Origin of the sequence: Fibrobacter sp. UWH9 (genome assembly GCF_900129715.1) — a bacterium.
In the GTDB taxonomy this organism is placed as follows: Bacteria; Fibrobacterota; Fibrobacteria; order Fibrobacterales; family Fibrobacteraceae; genus Fibrobacter.
Genome location: NZ_FQWP01000015.1, coordinates 1 through 18,036, shown reverse-complemented (window position 1 = coordinate 18,036; position 18,036 = coordinate 1). Strand labels below are relative to the sequence as shown.

Sequence of the window (18,036 nt, the reverse complement as noted above, 5' to 3'; positions counted from 1 at the left end):
ATGATCCACGAAATCGCCCCCCACGTTCTCGACAACCAGTTTAAGATCCAGGATCCGAAAGCAGACGATTACTGCATACTTTATAACGGAAGCAAGAGCCTTCTGAAAAAGACCGCCTCGGGCTACGCCATTCCCACCGTCAGCGAGATTCCCGATTTCGAGGGACATTACCTGCTGAACATCGACGGCCGCGCCTACTTTACGCAGCAGGTGGCCGAAGACTACGAAGCCCCCGAAGGCTTCGAGTTCATGGGCAACCGCAGCTTTAGAACCATGAGCCCCCTGGAACGCATGGGTGGCGCCACGGCAGCCCACATCGCCCACTGGGAATCCCTGAACAAGTTCTGCGGCAAGTGCGGCAACGTCACCATCCGCGGCGACAGGGAACGCAGCATTATCTGCCCCAAGTGCGGCAACACGGTTTACCCGCGAATCTCGCCGGTGGTTATCGTTGCGGTCCGTAACGGCGACAAGCTGTTGATGGCCCACAACATCGACAATCCCAACCCCAGACTGTTCCTGATCTCTGGCTTTGTAGAAATTGGCGAATCCCTGGAACAGGCCGCCCACCGCGAAGTCATGGAAGAGGCCGGCGTCAAAATCAAGAACCTGAAGTACTTTGGAAGTCAGCCCTGGCCCTTCAGCGATTCGCTGATCGCCGGCTGGACCGCAGAACTAGATGGCGACGATACCATCCACATGCAGGCCGAAGAACTTTCAGAAGCCATGTGGGTCAAGAGAGAAGACATCCCCCCTTACGAGACAGACGTAAGCATCAGCTGTTGCCTCATCGAAGATTTCCGCAACAACCCCTAGAGCAACAACCCCTAGAGCCGCAGCCCTAAAAAGCTTAAACCTAAAGCCCCGAGAAAATCGGGGTTTTATCGTAGGTACTTTTCCATCAGCATCACCAACCTGGACACGTTGATGGGTTTTGCAATATGGTCGTTCATGCCCGAACGCTTGGAAGTTTCCATATCTTCGGTAAAGGCATTGGCACTCATGGCCACAATAGGAATCGTAGTCGCATCAGACTTTCCGGAACTACGGATAGCGCGTGTGGCCTGATGTCCATCCATCATAGGCATCTGGATATCCATGAAGATCATGTCGTAATATCCCGCGTCGTGCTCCTCGTACATCGAGAAGGCTTCCTTGCCGTTCCAGGCGGTCTCGAAGTTGATCTTCGTTGTCGCAAAGAATTCCTTGGCGATTTCCATGTTCAGTTCGTTGTCTTCTACAATAAGAATTCGCTTGTCCGAGAAATCCTTCTGCAGGAGCTGATCCAGCGAAACGTCGTCGACAGAGCCGGTAGACTGTTCCTTTCCGACCATCAGCTTGAAGGGAACTTCAATCCTGGAGCCCTTGCCCAGAACGCTATCGACCCTGATATCGCCATCCATCATGCGGGCGAGGCTTCGGGCAATAGACATCCCCAGGCCGGTCCCCTGGATAGCCCTCTTGTTTTCGTCGAGCTCGTCGCGGGAGAAAGGTTCGAAAATCTTTTCCAGATACTTCGGATCCATGCCCAGGCCGTTGTCTTCACAGACAAACAAGTAATCTGCAAAGCCGATCGTCGAAGACGGGAGTTCCGAAAGCGTGGCCTTGATGGTTCCGCCCTCGGGTGTATACTTGATTGCATTAGAAAGAATATTCAGAATCACCTGGCGCAGGCGAAGGGGATCGCCCACGGCATTCATGTTCCGCAGGCCGCTGTAGTCCACCACGAAGTTGTGACGCTTCTGGCTAGCCAGGGACTGGGCCATATTGGTAATGTCGATGAACATCTTGTCGATGGCGAATTCTTCCCTGTTCAAGGTGGTTCTGCCCGACTCGATTCGAGAAACATCCAGCACGTCGTTGATCAGCGAAAGCAGGTGGTCGCTGGCCCCCGAAATCTTCTTGAGGCAATCCTTCAGCTTTTCAGGGTCATCCAGGTGGGCCGTCGCAATGGCCGTCATACCGATAATGCCGTTCATGGGCGTACGGATATCATGGCTCATGCTGTTCAAGAAGGTGGTCTTCGCGCGGCTTGCTTCCTGGGCTGCGGCCAACGCAATCTTCAGATGGTCATAACTACTTTCCAGCTGACGGTTAGCCTTCTTGTACTTCATCTCAGACCTGAAAGTACGAACCAAAAGAACCACGATCACAAACAGAACAGAACCACCCACAATCATGAAAGTCAGATAGTTCTGCTTGATCACGTCGAGGAACGAAGTATTGTAATCCTGCAGGGCGCTGCTGGTAAGGGCCGCATCCAGTTCTTCCCTGGGAATCAGCGAAATGCAGCGGTTCAAAATAGAGTAGAGGATCAGGTCGTCGTTCCTAACCGCAAAAGAAAGCTTCATGATATGGCTGGTGGCGATCCCGAACAAGTTGAGTTCGTCCAGCTTGCGCTCAAAATGCTTGATGCGGAAGTTGCTGACCAGAAGCGTCGTGGCCTTCTTCTGGGAAACATACCTCAAGGCATCGTCAGTAGTCGCCACAATGACCGGCTTCCACTTGGGGAAGTGTACCTGCAAGAAACTTTCGTAATTGGGATTATCCTTGTTGACCGCCACCACATTCTCGTTCACCACAGAGAAATTCTTGTAGTTATCCTTGTGGACAATCGCATACATGTCGGTACCGGCAAAAGACTTCGTAGAAAGGACCCCCGCCTTTTCGGAATCGTACGGATCCAGGTTGATGGGGAACACGCAATCCACGTCGCCGCGCTTCAAGGCATCCAGCGAAGCCTGGGTCGAAACAAAAGCCACCGGTTCGAACTTTATAGAGGCATTCTTGAACACCGAAGACATCATCTTCAGATAATCGCTGAGCGCCCCCTTAAGCTCCCCCGTCTTTTCATCCTTGGCGCAAAAGGCCATGTAGTTGTCGCGGTAGCCCACCTTGATGGTCCTACGCTTCTTGAGCCATTCCAGCTCGTTTGCGTCCAGGAACTTGTTGTTCCTGAGATTGTCAACATACTTCTTGTAAAGATCCTGGGTGTAATAGCCGTTGGTCCTGAACACCGCCGCCATGGCACGGTTCAGTTCTTCTAAAAGGTCAGGGCGTTTCTTGTTGACGCCAAAGAAAATATCAGATGAACCAATTTCCGTCTGAGGTACCATCTGCTCAACCGTCTCATAGGCATCGCCACTGACAATGGCATCCAGCTTGCCGCTATTGAGCATGGCCGCCTGCACCGACTCGTCATCGACCAGTTCCACAATCTTTGCCTTGATTCCCATCTGGGATTCCCACTTCTTGAAAATCCCGACCTGCACGCTCCCCTTGTTGACCCCCACAATCTTGCCCTCAAGATTCCTTACATCGGCAAAGGAGGCCCCCGCCGCCAGGGGTGCATAAAGCAGGTACTTTTCTACACCCATGGCATAAGACGAAAAAAGAATGCTGCGGGTGCGATCCTCCGTAAAGGACACATCCGACAGAAGGTCAATCTTGCCCTCCTTGAGCATCTGGAACAAGTTGGGCCAGCTATCCTCTACATACTCATAACGCCAGCCCGTGTAAGTGGCGATATCCCGCTGGAATTCATACGCATAGCCGGAAAGTCGCCCGAATTCATCCCTGTGGCAAAAACGGGAGTCGAAACACCCCACGCGCACCACCTTCTCTGCAAACGCAGAAAGGCAGAAACTCAACAAAACCAAACAGAAAACATACTTTTTCATTGCATCAAAAAACAATAGTCAAAAAAAAAGGCGGTGTCAAACCGCCCCGCCTACAAAAGCCCCCAATTTAGCCTAGTAACGGACATCCGTACTCTTGACATATTCCTCGTAAAGCACCAGCCCCTCGGCGCGGTCGCACTCCTCGGGCTTCAGGGGATTATTGTAGAATTGGTCGTCGCGGAACCCGATCTTTTCGGTATCTTCCAGGTTGCAGGCATAATAGCACTTGGTCATGTTAGACCACTGAATGGCCCCCATGCACATAGGGCAAGGGTACCCCGTGGTATAAATCTCGCAACCCGTCAGGTCGAAAGTCCCCAGGTTCTTGCAGGCGTCGCGAATGGCCATCATCTCGCCATGGCAAGTAGGGTCGGCATTCTTGAGCACCTGATTGTGACCGGCACCCACCACCTTGCCATCCTTGACAACAACAGCCCCGAAAGGGCCGCCATGCTTATGCTCGATACCCACGCGGGCCTCGTCGATGGCGATTTTCATAAACGGATTCATGGTGAACCTCCTAGATTTCCAGTGGTACAGGAGCGTCATGTACGAGAGTATCCGGCGTTACCTTACAATCATACACAAAAATCTTGACGCCGGCATCCCGGGCGGCCTTCAAGGCTATTCCAAATTGAGGGTGCGTCTCTACGTTAGGCGAAAACTTGCGGCAACCCTTCATCTGAATCAAGAACAGGATGCCACATTCGTAAGGGGTACCATCTTCGGCACGATGCCCATGGCGAAGAATATCCGCCAGCTCCATCAAGTGCTTTACCCCCCGTTCCGTAGGGGCGTCGGGGAACTTGGCGTGGCCCCCGGATTCCAGGGTGCAGCCCTTCACCTCCACGAACATCTTTCGGCCGCTGAACTCCACATAAAAATCGAAACGGGACTTGCCATAAGTAAATTCCGGCCGGAGCAAGGTGATACCCGGGAAAATCTCTCCGTGGGCGCGGATCCACTCGGCAGCCACCTTGTTGGGCGCCTGGCTATCCATATTGATCAGCAGGTCCCCCTTTTCGACAGCGATCAAGTCGTAGGGAGTCTTGCGGGCCGGATTCTCCGACTTTTCAAGATAAACGGTGCAACCGGGAACCAGAAGCTCCTTGCAACGCCCCGTGTTCTTGACATGGACAACCGTATCGACCCCACCCAACTCTACATGGGCAATAAACCGGTTAGGACGGCTAATAAATTTGGCGGGGACGACGGTGGAATAACGCATACTTTATATACAACCTAAGGGTTGGGTTCTGCAACAGGTACCGCAGGCTTGTTCGTCACCACCACATACAAGGTATCGTGGACCACCACCGTGTCGCGCACATAGACCGTATCGGCCCTGCAGGCCAGATCCGCAGAAGAAGAACTCAAAACTGCCGCCGATGATTTCGGAGGCGCCGCAAGCTGCGTCGGAATCGCCGCAGACGAACTCGGGCTTGCCGCAGGCTGGCTCTTGTACACCGCAATCAGGGAATCGCGGGAGGCGCCCAGGGCCACCAGCTCCTTCTTGTACCGTTCCTTGTTCGCCGGACGGCGTTCGCGGGAATACTTCCCCTCCACCTTGCTGATCTTGGACTCCAGACCATGAATCTCGTCGCAAATGGGCCCCTGGCAGTCAAAAGACTCCGTAGGGCTAAAGAAATCCTTAAACTTGTCCCACATGGACTTTTCTGCGAAAGCAGAACCCACAACGAACAAAACACCCGCAAAAACGCCGACAACAATACGATTTGACATAAATAATCCCCAATACGAGATGACACAATGATAGAAAATTACTACATTACAAAACAACGCGGAAGTAGCTCAGTTGGTAGAGCGCGACCTTCCCAAGGTCGATGTCGAGGGTTCGAGACCCTTTTTCCGCTCTAAATCAAAAGGACCAGGATTTTTCCTGGTCTTTTTTTATTTATGGTTGTAGAATTTGGTATTAAGAACGTCAATAAGTCTTCAAATAGTATTTCCCATCAAGAATACAGAATGTATTATCCGAAGCCTTGCAAACAATATCAGGAATCAACGTTTCCTTGAGGTATGCAAAAGTCTCGTTGATAGTTCGGTCCCAGTCAATTTCGCCTTCACCATTGGTCTCTATAACTTCTTGGTAGTTGGTGTAGATTCCATTCTCGTAATAGAGAACAATTGTTGATATACTTGGGATAGCATTTCAGAACGCAATTTTTCGTATACACCACACCCACGTACTTTATTACGTAGGCTATATCGGAATTTTCGGTAATATCTTCGGAAATAACTTCGCTTTCTTCAGTGAGTTGATCCAAGTCGAAAGTTTTCCTATTGACAGCCTAGGCAACACCGGAACGCTTAAGAGCCGAAGGCTGATTTCGGCGTCTTTGGCATATCAGTTCTATTTTAGGATCTTTGCGATTTTTCAAAGATATCCTTTTGCATTTCTATTTCGCGGGCAAGGACCTCTTTAGACGGCATGTAGGTCAAGTACTTGGCGGCATACATTCTTTTATTCGTCGCCAATGTGGAGAATTTCGCCACATCCCCGTTCGTTTCGGAACAAAGAATAACGCCAATGGTAGGGTTGTCACCTTCGGAACGCTTGTGGGTGTCATAAAGTTTCAAGTACATATCCATCTGCCCAACATCTTCGTAACAAATCTTGCGGGTCTTGAGATCTACAAGCACAAAGCATTTGAGCATGTAGTTATAAAACACCAGATCTATATAATAGTCGTCTTCTTCTGTATGAATATGCTGCTGGCGACTTACCAGCGCGTAGCCCTTGCCCATTTCCATGAGGAATTTTTGCAGATGGTTCAAAATGGCATTCTCAAGTGTTGTCTCTGTAAATGCAGCATCTTGATTCAAACCAAGAAATTCCACGATCATGGGATTTTTAATGAACTGAGATTTTTCTTTTTGGTAATCCGCTGTAAGGGATTTCATTTCCCTAACCACAACGGCTTTTTTGTTCTTAGGAGTCTGCACCAAACGATAATAATACTGCGAGGCGATATTTCGTTTCAAAGTGCGGTAATCCCACTGCTCTGAGGCTGCTTCCTGCATATACCAGTGACGAGCCTTTTCGTCGGCGACACGCATTAAGTTTTCATAATGCATCCACGATAATTGAGGGAGTATAGCACTTCCCTCGTCGTTCAATTTAGCAACCATTGGTTGCTGAATTTGGTCCACCACTTCCACAAATTTGTTCGGCAGAATCTGAAGGACTTGCAAATTCGGAAACATCAGGTAAAATTTCCTGAAATTGCGAATAACGGTTTCCGAATACCCCTTCCCGAATTTTTCGGTCAGCGACTCCGACGCCAACTGAATCACATGCTTGCCGTAACCCGCGCGGGCCTTTCCCTGCTGCTCCTGCTCCACAATGCGCCAGCCGATAAGCCAGTTGCACGCCACCTGCATAAGGTTCGCCGCACGGAAACTCATGTCGCGAGCGGTGGAAACGATGGTTCCTAAATCCTTGACGAACAACTTGTCGTCAGACTTTTTCAAAGCCGAGTTCTCTCTGGGCATAGTATCTCCTTTGGATAAAAAAAAACACCTGTTTTGCACAGATGTCATAGAGATACTTTTCGTACGTCAGGCAGAATGTTAGCTATTTATAAAACGCTGGCAAGGGTCGTTTTGTAATTTATACGTAAAATATCAAGACCCGCCGCAATCATCAATGCCCACCCCTTGCACAGGCAAAAAAGAATGCCATTGAATTCACCAAAAAGAAACAATCGGTCACTTACTGTGTTTTGAATGATGTGCACGAAATCGTTGGCTATTACGCACTCACAATAAAGCCTGTAACTTTTAAAAGTTCTTTTTTAAGCAATAACGCAAGAAAAGTTATTGATTAACCTGCCAATGGAAAAAAGAATATCTGGCCGTAAACTTCTGGAACATGCAATCGCCTCTATAAGACAAGCCCAGAACCTTGTGGGCGGTACCATCGTATTTCTGGAATGTGAAAATCATCCGAAACTGATGAATTTTTACGAGCAGAATCTTTTTCGACAATTTTCCTTCAGACTTATTTAAAGGGAGGCAATTGGGAAAACACCCACCGTGGTCCGCTCTTATCGCAGTCTTTTATTCGTTTTTTTCACGAGTTTGTCAAAGTCCGATTCAATCTTTTGCGTCTTGTTGAATACATCATATTCAGCAAAGGCCTTGTGTTCCGCCTGCTCGTGAGAAATTTTTCCCTTACCTTCGAGAACCTGGTACTTACGGAACTCCAGGAACTCATTTACAGCGCCGGCAAACTGTTGCATAGTAAACGGGATTTCTCTTTCAATCAAATCTTCCACATAATCAAAAAAGCCGCTCACAAGACGTTCCAGCCTTCTGATCTCCTTTTCGGTCAGATAGTTCTTGGCTATAGCGACATCGCTTTTCAGCACGCGACCATCAGGTGAGTTTTTCCATGTCAAAAGCCCCATGTGTTCCTTGGTTGCATCAGCGTTTGCGGCGACAATTTCTGCAGCGGTCTGCCCAGTAATCGCAAAGTGGAACTTGTTCTGTACAGTCGCATAGAATTCCTTGGTGATTTCGGAATCCTTATTGTAATCAAAACTGCATTCAGCAAAAATATCGGTAATCTGCTGCCAAATCCTACGTTCGCTTGCTCGGATCGAACGCACTCGTTCCAACAATTCACGGAAATAGTCTGCGCCAAAAGCGTTTTCACCCTGCTTCAGGCGTTCATCATCCAGCACAAAGCCCTTGCGGATGTATTCCTTGAGAACGCCCGTCGCCCAAATACGGAACTGCGTTGCCCGGGCGGAACTGATGCGATAACCTACAGAAATGATGGCATCGAGGTTGTAGAACGCTATTTTTCTTTTGACAGATCTCGCACCTTCTTGCTGAACTACCGAGATTTCCTCGGTAGTTGAATCCTTCGAAAGTTCCCCATCTTCATACACATTCTTCAGATGCAATCCAACATTGTCTGAAGAACAGCCAAACAGTTCCCCCATGGCCTTTTGCGTAAGCCAAATAGTTTCATCCTTCACCAAGGCGTTCACCTTGACATCTTCGTCAGGTGTGCTGTACATAAGGAACTGCAACTGTTTTTGAATACTACTAGCCATCATTTCTCCTTTCCGTAGACAAGCGTATAACTACGGATGTTTACTGCACAAATATACACTAATGATTGGACTCTGTCAAGTTTTTCTGTACGGCCAGGGTAAAATTGTGTTTCTGCTGTATGTTTGCTGAATTATGACTGCAGGCTCTGTCTAGTCGGACTGTACGCTGCGGATCTATTGTGTTTCTACTGTATTGCAACTGCACCAAAACAGCCTATAAACTACGTGTTTTTGGCGTTTCTGAAGCGAAAATGCAGTTTTGGAGGGGCTGACAAATGGTCAGGTTTTTGCCACCTGCTCTTTTGTGTACGAAATGACTTGACACAGCCAATGATTGAAAAATGTCAAGAAGCTGCGCAAATAAAAAATCCCCACCGTGGTCCGCTCTTATCGCTAAGATCGCGTGGTGGGTACGATTGCCGGGAATCTACTCTCCATCAAAAAACTAAGGTCTTAATGCGTTAAATGTTTAACTTCTTTGAAAGACTTGATTTCGTCAGCCAGAACTTTCTGCAGTTCTTCCTTTGGCAACAGCAATTGATAATCAGCAACTCCAATTGGCTTGCCAATACCATCGAGCGAAAGTTCAACGTCAACATTATCTTTTGTTGCACAAAGAATAATACCGACCGAACGATTTTCACCCTCCCCGCGCTCCAGGCGGTCAAGCAATGAAAGATAATAGTTCATCTTACCTACATATTCCGGCTTAAATTCACCCACTTTCAAATCAATTGCCACCAAACATTTCAGTTGCCTATGGAAGAAAAGCATATCAACCCTGCTTGCTTTCCCGTTGAATTCCAGCTCATGCTGATTTCCAATAAAGGCAAAGCCCTTTCCAAGTTCCAAAAGGAACTGTCTAACCTTTTCAACAAGTTTTCGTTCCAGTTCCAACTCCATTACCGGCTCTGTAATTCCAAGGAAACCCAAGTTATAAGTGCTGCGAAATGCTTCGTTCGCAAATTCCGCCTGACCTTCGGGCAACGTGTCCTTGAAGTTGTTTTGAGGGCGGTTAAGAGCAGCATGTTCATACATTTGCATTTTCACGGCGTTCATCAGCAAATCACGCGTCCATCCCTTGGCAACGCACTCCGAGGCGTAAAAAAGGATTTGGTTGTCGTCAAAATTTTGGCTTAAAAGAAAAAGATTTTGCCCCCATGTCAAAAGTGCTACGCTCCGTAGCACTTTTTCAGCGGAGTTACAATATCGTACATAATATTTTTTCATGTTCCAGAGTTGTCTTGGAGACACCCCCATATCCGGAAAATGTTCCTTTAAATCTACAGAAAGGCGGCGAACAACGGAATTTCCATGCTTACTATCGAGCTTGCGCTCATGTAGCATTTTCCCAATTTCCCAGTAAGCAGCATTTTCGCCAATATTTAGTTGACGAGCAACGTTTACACGAGCCTGTTTAATTACTGCAACAGCCTGTTGCAGAATTTCACCATATTCAGATTCTACCTGCAAAACAATCTTTTTTGTCATAATATTCTCCGTACGTTTAAACCACCATTTCCCCACGCCGGGAAAATGGTCGATAGCATTCTTTTTGATTATAAAGATGTTCCCTACATTGCGTAGAGATTGGAGGTTCTAGCCACATTGTTGGCGAGGGTCTTCCTCGGCGTTACCTGGCGCGATGCACATTTCGGCGATCTCACGCTCTTGAGCAGGCTGCGTCTCCTGCCAGCTATCCAACAACATCAACCAGATGGTTAATGAACCTTGCCGCGAATGCACGTACGGACTTTTGCAAGTCTATGTCGACTGTCGCAAGGAGTGATGAATCATGGAATAAATATAATTAAAGATTTTGACAGTAAAGTGTCAAAAACTTTCTTCGGGCGGCCCGGCGCAGAAAGCGCCGTCACGATCGTTGCCGCGATGCGGGAAGAGAACGCAACAACATGGAAAATGAATTCTTTGAGAGAAACACACACACACCTTGCACAGATAAAAAGTTTTGTGTATCTTTTAGGGTGAATGAGTAATCCCCATGCGTGGGGCAGGTAAAACTCTCTGCTTGACGTCGTCGCCTTAGTTCATGACCTGGCGACAGGAACCCTATGGGGAGGCCGGCCCCAGACGATCAACGTAGAGCTCCCAATACAAAAATATGACAGAAAGGGAGACGAAAATATATCTGGACAACTGTTGTTATAATCGTCCTTACGACAACCAATCTCAAATCCGTGTTGCCTTAGAATCTCAAGCTAAACTTCATGTTCAATCACAAATCAAAGAAGGAAACTTATCACTGGTTACTTCATTTGTTTTAGAATTTGAGAATCTCAAGAATCCACATCTTGACAGACAATGTTCAATAGCAGATTTTTTTAAGTATTCAAAGGAATACATTGACATCGGAAAAAGAACTCTGATTGAGCATGCGGCAGCAGAAATTGTTGCAACTGGGGTGAAATTTATGGATGCATGCCATGTGGCGTGTGCAGAACTTGCAAAATGTGATTATTTTTTAACCACAGACAAGAGGCTTTTGAAGTACAAAAGTTCTACAATGAAACTTGTCAATCCAATTGATTTTCTTTTTGAACTGGAGGGCAACTACAATGGAAACTAAAGACGTGAAAACACCCTCTACCATGGAAATTCTCAACAAGGGCATGAAATGCCTTACTGAACATTTGGGCGTTGTAGATGCAGAATACTTTATCTCGGCGGTAAAGCGAGAGAACTTCGACTACACAGAGTGGCGAAAAACAGCCTTTAATGAGTATAAATCTCTAAAAGATCTGCTAGATGATGCCGAACGGACTCTTAAAAAGGAAGATGTCGGCTAAATCTACTGTGTAAAACCAATCTTTTTTCGGTTGAAAAGACCGGGCTGACACTTGTTGTCAGCCCTTTTAAATTATCTTTGATGTACAAAGAAAAGGAACGTTTTCCTTGAACACTCCGAGGTGAGTCATGGCTCTTCCAAATTATTCTGAATTTGAAAAATCGAATAAAACTGCATATTGGGATGACGCCATAGAGTCCAAAATTGAATATCGTCCGCAATTCATTTCCAACGAGCCCGGCAATACCATGCAGGCTTTTTTGGACAGATCCCTAGCTAATTGCGATCATTTCATCATCAGCGTAGCCTTTATTACTCGTAGCGGTCTTGCACCCTTAATGCAAACCCTGCTGGATCTAGAAAAGCATAATGTTAAGGGCGAGATTCTAACTACAGATTACCTCACTTTCACTGAACCGGAAGCCTTAAAAACGCTTCTTAAGCTGTCCAATATTAAGTTGAAAATGTTTTGCTGCAACGGCAATACCAAAGGGTTCCATACCAAAGGTTACATTTTCAAAAAAGATGAAATCATAAGCATTTCTATCGGTAGTTCAAATCTCACCCAAAGCGCAATAGTATCCAATAAAGAATGGAATACTAGTTTTTCTACATCAGGTAATGGTGAAATTTATAAGCACATTATAAATGACTTCAATTCACTGTGGGAAAGCGAATATGCCGTTGAGGTCAATGAGGAATCTCTTTGTAACTACAGCATTCTATACAAAGAGAATAAACGACTCGAAAAAGAAAAATCGCGCATACTGAGTGAATCCAAAGTTGTTTCTGTTGAGCAAATCAAACTATCGCCAAACTCCATGCAGATCGCGTTCATAAACAAATTGAACGAAATGCGTAGCAACGGAGCCAAGAGAGCTTTACTTATTTCAGCAACAGGTACGGGAAAGACATACGCCGCCGCATTCGCCCTACGCGATATAAATCCCAAAAGAGCTCTATTTCTTGTTCACAGAGAAATAATTTTAAAGCAAGCAGAAAAAACATTTAAGAACGTCTTTGGAACTACAAAATCTTTCGGCCTGTACTCTGGCAACGTCAATGAATCCGACAGAGATTTCGTCTTTGCCACAATGCAAACAATGACAAATCATTTTGAGGAATTTGACAAAAATGAATTTGACGTCATTGTTATTGACGAAGCACACCGTTCTGGTGCGAATAGTTACCAAAAATTACTGAACTATTTCGAACCAAGTCTTTGGCTTGGAATGACCGCATCTCCAGACAGAACTGACGGTTTTGATGTTTACAAAACCTTTAATTATAACATCGCTCATGAAATTCGTTTGCAAGAGGCAATGAAATTAAACCTTCTTTGCCCTTTCCACTATTATGGCATCACCGATTTTCTTGTAGATGGCAAAGATCTTGATTTTGAAGACTTTTCAAATCTAGTTTGCGACGAACGTGTAAACGCAATCATTGAGAAAGCAGAATACTTCGGTCATAGTGGAAAGAGACTGAAAGGTCTTGTTTTCTGCAGCAAAACAGAAGAAGCAGAAGAGTTATCTAAAAAATTTAATCAACGCGGATATCGTACAGTCGCACTGCACAGCAAACTGAAAGTTGCGGACATCGAAAAAGCAAAAGAAGATGCTATTGAAAAGTTGGAATCTGATGATTACGATAATGGAATTGATTACATCTTCACTGTAGAAATGTTCAACGAAGGTGTTGACATACCTCAGGTCAATCAAGTTATCATGCTTCGCAGAACAGAATCTCCAATCGTATTCATTCAGCAACTCGGCCGAGGCCTTCGCAAAGCTGATGAAAAAGAATACGTAATGATTCTAGACTTCATCGGAAACTACGACAACAATTATATGATTCCTGTCGCGCTTTCTGGCGATAGGACATACAACAAGGACAACATTCGTCGTTATGTTCGCGAAGGCCACAAGATTCTTGAAGGAGCCTCATCCATACACTTTGATGAAATCGCTAGAGATAAAATATTCAAATCTATCGATGAAATCTCTAACATCGGAACAATCATCAAAAGTGGTTACCAGTCATTAAAATGTCGTTTAGGCCGCATTCCCGCCCTTTTTGATTTCTACGAAAATGGCAATATCGATCCTTTACTGATTCTCGACAAATACAAGAATTACCATGATTTCCTTTTGAAGATTGAGGAAAATCCTTTTGGAAATCAAAAGCTCAATGACCAAGAAATCGCATTCTTGAATTATCTATCAATCATTCTTCCAAAGGGTACGTTTATAAACGGATCTCGCATTTTGAACGACATTCTTAACAACGGATTCGCAATTAACGGAAACCACATTCCACAAAGTTCTATTGACATATTGCAAGGAAGTTTCTTGAAGAAAACTTTCAAAATCAAGAACTCCGAAGAAATTGATATTGAAAAAACAGAAAAGTACGCTCTAAACCATGTTGAAATGATTGAATGCAACGGCAGCAAAATTACAGCTAATTCAAAATTTTCAAATGCTCTCACAAACGATATTTTCAAAAAACAAGTACAAGACTTAATTGACATCAGTTTGTGCAGATTCCGTAGTATTTACAAGGACAAAATTGGCGAAGAAAATCCATTCGCCTTATACGAAAAATATTCCCGTCAGGACGTTTGCCTATTGTTGGATGCAGACAAAGACCTGTCTTCAACAATGTACGGTAAGTGGAGACAAAACGATCACGTTTGCATCTTCGTCACCTACCATAAAGCAGATGCTGGCGAAGAAAAGGAATACATCGACGGAAAGCCCAATTACGCAGACGAATTTATCGATGCAGAAACCTTTCTTTGGGACACTCAAATGGGACAAGACGAAAACAGTCCCTACATGGAAAGCGTCGAAAACGCAAAACACAAACATCTTTTCGTTAAAAAAAGTGATGGCGAAGGCTTCGACTTTTACTATATGGGAGAATTCAAGGTTGTAAATAAAAAACATGCAACCAAGAAAGACAATAAAGGGAAGGAACGATCCATTGCTAAAGTGACTTTCACAATGGACGTCCCTGTAAAGCAAGATATGTTAAATTATTTGAAAGCAAATTAGGATTTAATATGAAGACGATTGAAGTTGTTGCAGGAGTTATTAAGGACGGCAATAAGATTTTTGCAACCCAGCGCGGTTACGGTGATTTCAAGGGCGGTTGGGAGTTCCCCGGCGGCAAAATGGAACCCGGCGAAACTCCGCAGCAAGCTCTCGCTCGCGAACTGAAGGAAGAATTGACCGTAGACGTTTCTGTAGAAGATTTCATCTGCACTGTGGAATACGACTACCCCAACTTCCATCTGACAATGCATTGTTTCTACTGCACCGTTATCGGCGGCGAATTAAAGTTGCTGGAACACGAAGCAGCCAAATGGTTAGAAAAAGAAAATATCCGCTCGGTAGACTGGCTACCCGCGGATATTGCAGTTGTAGAAGCTTTGGAAAAGAACTAACCAGATATTTTTGTAACTATCACTTCGCCGTGTCATTTCCGACACGGTGTTTTTATTTGCGAAGAAGCGAATTCATCCTGCTTTCGCGTTAGGGCGTGAAGCCGCGAAGCGGGGCGGACTCGCGCGGCGCTTGCATTGCGCTGTTGCCGGGAGCGCGAGACTGAACGGACGGCGAGCTCTGCGAGCCGATAACGCAAGGGCCCGACCCGGCGGCGGTTCTTTGGCGCGGTTCCAGGGAGCCGGGGAACGCCCAAAATTAAACCCTTGACGATCTAAAGAACGATCTCTAGATTGCAGCGCATGTTAGATCATGCGATGCTTTACTTTATCCCGAGAAAGGGGGATTCCGGGTCAAAGCCCGGGATGACATGTGGCGGGGAATTCCTCAAGATTCAGCCGGGCACGGGTGACAACTTGACGCGCGACGATATTGCCGACGGCTACACGGATTATGTCATCTGGAACAGGCTCGCGCCGGAGTGTCTGGATATCGACGGGGACCTGCCCATGGAATGTATCGACAGCGGGATGATTTTGCTGAAGGAAGACTCTTTCGATGTCCTGGGAATGGTGATGCGCTACGCCTACGGGGAGAACGCCCCAGGCGCCATATCGCTTCTGTGGTGAGGATGCGGCGCAATTTGCAAAAAAAGGACCCGCAGGGGTCCTTACGTTCTATTTCTGCATTTCAGCGAGCTTCGCCTTGAGTTCGGCAATCTCGCGATCCTTCTCGGTCAACGCACGGTCCTTCTCGGCAATAATCTTCTGACTGCGTTCGCGCTCTTTTTCGCGTTCATCTTCCCTGGCGAGCTGGATTTCCTGTTCCCATGTCATGTAGCGCTCCTGCGTCTGGTTGTCGGTCTGGTACCACTTTACCTTGGTGTCGATTTCCTCGGTCTCCGTGGAGTCAGCAGTGTTGGTTGCGAAATACTTCAGGTACGGCTTGAGTGGATGCTCGTCCGGAAGTTTTTTATACTCGTTAAAGATATAAAAATTCTTGAAGGTGCGGTCATTCAAAGCAACATCTTTATTTTCCACCGCGAAATTCTGGAAACTGTAAATAGGCAGGTCCTCCCCAAAGATGTCATCTGGGCAGATGAAAAGCACGTATTGGTCCTTGAGACTCTTGTACATGGTGCCCCTGTGCAGCTCGTGAGTGTCGCGGACGGACTGGTAGTAGCGGGCGCGCTTGGGAAGTTCCTTGGTGTCCTTTACCTGCATCTCAAGGTCAAAGGAGCTGATGGTCTCGCCGTTCTCGTCGATCTGCTGGGTGAACACATCGTAGCGGACGCTCTTGTTGAAGATGCTCACCTGCTCCGTCTTTTCCTGCTCGGGTTCCTTCAGGTCGTAAATCTTGATGCCAAGCGCCGCCTCGATGAAGGGCTTGGCGATTTCCTTGTGGCTCATGACCAGCGGGAACACGAAACTGTTGGTGATGGTGAATTTTGAGATGCCTCCGGCTCCAGTGCCAAAGTCCTCCGAAGTCTTGCTTTCGCTCATGAAAAGTTCCTGTACATCCGGCGACGCGGCCGGTTCGCGGGTAGGACTGTTTCTACCTGCTTATATACACGCAGCAAACTTCCCTTTTGCACAAGAAATCTTTGTAAAAAATATTTTTCCCTCTCGCGGGGAGTTCCTGGATCCTATCGCAGCTTCGCTGCTCCAGGATGACGAGTGGAGGGATGCGGCAACATTTGCAAAAAAGGACCCACAAGGGGTCCTTTCGTTCTATTTCTGCATTTCAGCAAGCTTCGCCTTGAGTTCGGCAATCTCGCGTTCTTGCTTTTCGATGGTTTCGTCCTTTTCGGCCAGGGCATTGTCCTTCTCGGCCAGGGCGTTGTCCTTCTCAACCAGTTTGGCATCTTTTGCCTTGCTTGCCGACTCCATTCTGCGAACCTTGCGTTCAAGGGCGCGGTATTCGTCTCCGGCGCTCACAAAGCCAAGCCTTTGTCCAATACTCTGGAATGCCATTTTCAGAACCTCCAATGCCTCTGGGCTAATGTACTCCCTCAAATATAACTCAATCTTGCCGACAAGGCAAACAAAAGGACCCCCGCGGGGTCCTTGTGGTTATTTGCTCATTTCTGCCAGCTTTGCCTGAAGAGCGGCGATCAGCGCGTCCTTCTCGGCCAGGGCATTGTCCTTCTCGGCCAGGGCATTGTCCTTCTCGGCGAGGGCGTTGTCCTTCTCGACCAGTTTGGCATCCTTCGCCTTGCTTGCCGACTCCATCCTGCGAACCTTGCGTTCAAGGGCACGGTATGCGTCTCCGGCGCTCACAAAGCCAAGCCTTTGTCCGATACTCTGGAATGCCATTTTCAGAACCTCCAATGCCTCTGGGCTAATGTACTCCCTCAAATATAACTCAATCTTGCCAACAAGGCAAGCGCTTTCGTTGCTAGGCAGAGCCCGCAGTTTCTTCTCGATTTCCGGCAACAACGACTCGTACTTTTCCATGTCGAAGGCGTACTTCATGGTGATGGCACCAATGGCCGCCTCAGCGTTGCCGTGAGCCAGGCAAAGGTCGTCGTCAATTTCCGCCAGGTTCACAAAGGCGAACTCGAAATGCGGAATGCGGCCGTTGTACATGGCATGGATGTTCTTGTACTGCGCCAGCGGATCCCAAGGGGCGATTCCGTTATAAACGACAACCGCCTTTGTTGGCAGCCAGCCGTATTCGGAATTGCTCTTGTCTACCATCACGTTGATGGCGTACTTGCCTATCTGCGACATAATCCCGTTACTGGGCGAAGACTTGTGCTCCAGCAGCAAACCAAAGCGCATTTCGCTACCGTCGAGAGCCTTTACCTTGAAGGCAAGATCCGCTTCGCCCCGCTCGCCAACTTCGTCGAAGGCCTCGGGGATTTCCTCCAATGTGTCTAGGTCCACTTCCGCGAGGATGTCGGCCAGGTTCCGGTTTGTCTTTGACGCAATCTCAAAAAGCGCCTTCGTGTTCACAGGTTTCGAGTAGACGTATTTCAGGAATCCATCATGTTTCCGTTTGTTCATGTATTG

At 47.0% G+C, this 18,036-nt stretch carries 17 protein-coding genes and 1 tRNA gene; 8 read left to right on the top strand and 10 right to left on the bottom strand.

The genetic code is table 11. From position 1 onward, the window contains the following. On the top strand, positions 1 to 816 hold the full coding sequence (gene nudC, locus BUB94_RS11745) for an NAD(+) diphosphatase (protein ID WP_073159495.1): 816 nt from the start codon (positions 1 to 3) through the stop codon (positions 814 to 816). Between the two features lie 65 nt (positions 817 to 881). On the opposite strand, the gene BUB94_RS11740 is transcribed toward nudC, so the two are convergent. The 4 genes from BUB94_RS11740 to BUB94_RS11725 form a co-directional block, all read right to left on the bottom strand. Beyond that, a complete protein-coding gene (locus BUB94_RS11740; protein WP_083538262.1) occupies positions 882 to 3,680 on the bottom strand; it encodes an ATP-binding protein in 2,799 nt (932 codons plus the stop codon). Between the two features lie 72 nt (positions 3,681 to 3,752). Next, positions 3,753 to 4,190: a nucleoside deaminase gene (locus BUB94_RS11735; protein ID WP_073159491.1), complete on the bottom strand. Its 438-nt coding sequence runs from the start codon at positions 4,188 to 4,190 to the stop codon at positions 3,753 to 3,755. Positions 4,191 to 4,200: 10 nt separating this feature from the next. After that, positions 4,201 to 4,908, bottom strand: a complete 708-nt coding sequence (gene sfsA, locus BUB94_RS11730; RefSeq protein WP_073237290.1) for a DNA/RNA nuclease SfsA — start codon at positions 4,906 to 4,908, stop codon at positions 4,201 to 4,203. A 14-nt stretch (positions 4,909 to 4,922) separates the two neighbouring features. After that, a complete protein-coding gene (locus tag BUB94_RS11725; RefSeq protein ID WP_073237287.1) occupies positions 4,923 to 5,423 on the bottom strand; it encodes a hypothetical protein in 501 nt (166 codons plus the stop codon). A gap of 58 nt (positions 5,424 to 5,481) precedes the next feature. Between BUB94_RS11725 and BUB94_RS11720 the strand changes: the two genes are divergently transcribed. Further along, positions 5,482 to 5,554 (top strand) — tRNA-Gly (locus BUB94_RS11720). A 505-nt stretch (positions 5,555 to 6,059) separates the two neighbouring features. Here the strand turns inward: BUB94_RS11720 and BUB94_RS11715 are convergent. Beyond that, complete coding sequence (locus BUB94_RS11715) at positions 6,060 to 7,196, bottom strand: PDDEXK nuclease domain-containing protein (protein WP_073159483.1); 1,137 nt, start codon at positions 7,194 to 7,196, stop codon at positions 6,060 to 6,062. Between the two features lie 342 nt (positions 7,197 to 7,538). Between BUB94_RS11715 and BUB94_RS16870 the strand changes: the two genes are divergently transcribed. Beyond that, positions 7,539 to 7,712, top strand: a complete 174-nt coding sequence (locus tag BUB94_RS16870) for a hypothetical protein (RefSeq protein WP_175549727.1) — start codon at positions 7,539 to 7,541, stop codon at positions 7,710 to 7,712. A 38-nt stretch (positions 7,713 to 7,750) separates the two neighbouring features. Here the strand turns inward: BUB94_RS16870 and BUB94_RS11710 are convergent, their stop codons facing one another. Further along, the gene (locus BUB94_RS11710; protein WP_083538261.1) at positions 7,751 to 8,767 is read right to left on the bottom strand and encodes a virulence RhuM family protein; all 1,017 of its coding nucleotides are present in this window, start codon (positions 8,765 to 8,767) and stop codon (positions 7,751 to 7,753) included. A gap of 453 nt (positions 8,768 to 9,220) precedes the next feature. Next, on the bottom strand, positions 9,221 to 10,258 hold the full coding sequence (locus BUB94_RS11705) for a PDDEXK nuclease domain-containing protein (protein ID WP_073237391.1): 1,038 nt from the start codon (positions 10,256 to 10,258) through the stop codon (positions 9,221 to 9,223). 631 nt (positions 10,259 to 10,889) lie between these two features. Here BUB94_RS11705 and BUB94_RS11700 point away from each other — a divergent pair. The 5 genes from BUB94_RS11700 (at position 10,890) to BUB94_RS11680 (ending at position 15,651) form a co-directional block, all read left to right on the top strand. Continuing rightward, on the top strand, positions 10,890 to 11,354 hold the full coding sequence (locus BUB94_RS11700) for a type II toxin-antitoxin system VapC family toxin (protein ID WP_073237282.1): 465 nt from the start codon (positions 10,890 to 10,892) through the stop codon (positions 11,352 to 11,354). Next, complete coding sequence (locus BUB94_RS11695; protein WP_073237279.1) at positions 11,344 to 11,574, top strand: hypothetical protein; 231 nt, start codon at positions 11,344 to 11,346, stop codon at positions 11,572 to 11,574. Before BUB94_RS11700 ends, BUB94_RS11695 begins: the two co-directional genes overlap by 11 nt. A gap of 127 nt (positions 11,575 to 11,701) precedes the next feature. After that, entirely contained in the window at positions 11,702 to 14,632 is a 2,931-nt protein-coding gene (locus BUB94_RS11690; RefSeq protein ID WP_073237276.1) for a DUF3427 domain-containing protein, read from the top strand. 8 nt (positions 14,633 to 14,640) lie between these two features. Beyond that, complete coding sequence (locus BUB94_RS11685) at positions 14,641 to 15,024, top strand: (deoxy)nucleoside triphosphate pyrophosphohydrolase (protein ID WP_073237274.1); 384 nt, start codon at positions 14,641 to 14,643, stop codon at positions 15,022 to 15,024. Between the two features lie 363 nt (positions 15,025 to 15,387). Continuing rightward, entirely contained in the window at positions 15,388 to 15,651 is a 264-nt protein-coding gene (locus BUB94_RS11680) for a hypothetical protein (protein WP_139260212.1), read from the top strand. Positions 15,652 to 15,699: 48 nt separating this feature from the next. Here the strand turns inward: BUB94_RS11680 and BUB94_RS11675 are convergent, their stop codons facing one another. The 3 genes from BUB94_RS11675 to BUB94_RS11665 form a co-directional block, all read right to left on the bottom strand. Next, entirely contained in the window at positions 15,700 to 16,524 is an 825-nt protein-coding gene (locus tag BUB94_RS11675; RefSeq protein ID WP_073237269.1) for a hypothetical protein, read from the bottom strand. 228 nt (positions 16,525 to 16,752) lie between these two features. Continuing rightward, the gene (locus BUB94_RS11670) at positions 16,753 to 16,995 is read right to left on the bottom strand and encodes a hypothetical protein (RefSeq protein ID WP_073237266.1); all 243 of its coding nucleotides are present in this window, start codon (positions 16,993 to 16,995) and stop codon (positions 16,753 to 16,755) included. A gap of 99 nt (positions 16,996 to 17,094) precedes the next feature. Then, positions 17,095 to 18,036: Rpn family recombination-promoting nuclease/putative transposase (locus BUB94_RS11665; RefSeq protein ID WP_073237264.1), on the bottom strand; the 942-nt coding region annotated here is incomplete at its 5' end.

What these genes read in the sequence shown, in the direction of transcription:
- nudC (WP_073159495.1), top strand. Translation starts at nt 1, where the DNA reads ATGATCCACGAAATCGCCCCCCACGTTCTCGACAACCAGTTTAAGATC.
- BUB94_RS11740 (WP_083538262.1), bottom strand. Translation starts at nt 3,680, where the DNA reads ATGAAAAAGTATGTTTTCTGTTTGGTTTTGTTGAGTTTCTGCCTTTCT.
- BUB94_RS11735 (WP_073159491.1), bottom strand. Translation starts at nt 4,190, where the DNA reads ATGAATCCGTTTATGAAAATCGCCATCGACGAGGCCCGCGTGGGTATC.
- sfsA (WP_073237290.1), bottom strand. Translation starts at nt 4,908, where the DNA reads ATGCGTTATTCCACCGTCGTCCCCGCCAAATTTATTAGCCGTCCTAAC.
- BUB94_RS11725 (WP_073237287.1), bottom strand. Translation starts at nt 5,423, where the DNA reads ATGTCAAATCGTATTGTTGTCGGCGTTTTTGCGGGTGTTTTGTTCGTT.
- BUB94_RS11715 (WP_073159483.1), bottom strand. Translation starts at nt 7,196, where the DNA reads ATGCCCAGAGAGAACTCGGCTTTGAAAAAGTCTGACGACAAGTTGTTC.
- BUB94_RS16870 (WP_175549727.1), top strand. Translation starts at nt 7,539, where the DNA reads ATGGAAAAAAGAATATCTGGCCGTAAACTTCTGGAACATGCAATCGCC.
- BUB94_RS11710 (WP_083538261.1), bottom strand. Translation starts at nt 8,767, where the DNA reads ATGGCTAGTAGTATTCAAAAACAGTTGCAGTTCCTTATGTACAGCACA.
- BUB94_RS11705 (WP_073237391.1), bottom strand. Translation starts at nt 10,258, where the DNA reads ATGACAAAAAAGATTGTTTTGCAGGTAGAATCTGAATATGGTGAAATT.
- BUB94_RS11700 (WP_073237282.1), top strand. Translation starts at nt 10,890, where the DNA reads ATGACAGAAAGGGAGACGAAAATATATCTGGACAACTGTTGTTATAAT.
- BUB94_RS11695 (WP_073237279.1), top strand. Translation starts at nt 11,344, where the DNA reads ATGGAAACTAAAGACGTGAAAACACCCTCTACCATGGAAATTCTCAAC.
- BUB94_RS11690 (WP_073237276.1), top strand. Translation starts at nt 11,702, where the DNA reads ATGGCTCTTCCAAATTATTCTGAATTTGAAAAATCGAATAAAACTGCA.
- BUB94_RS11685 (WP_073237274.1), top strand. Translation starts at nt 14,641, where the DNA reads ATGAAGACGATTGAAGTTGTTGCAGGAGTTATTAAGGACGGCAATAAG.
- BUB94_RS11680 (WP_139260212.1), top strand. Translation starts at nt 15,388, where the DNA reads ATGACATGTGGCGGGGAATTCCTCAAGATTCAGCCGGGCACGGGTGAC.
- BUB94_RS11675 (WP_073237269.1), bottom strand. Translation starts at nt 16,524, where the DNA reads ATGAGCGAAAGCAAGACTTCGGAGGACTTTGGCACTGGAGCCGGAGGC.
- BUB94_RS11670 (WP_073237266.1), bottom strand. Translation starts at nt 16,995, where the DNA reads ATGGCATTCCAGAGTATTGGACAAAGGCTTGGCTTTGTGAGCGCCGGA.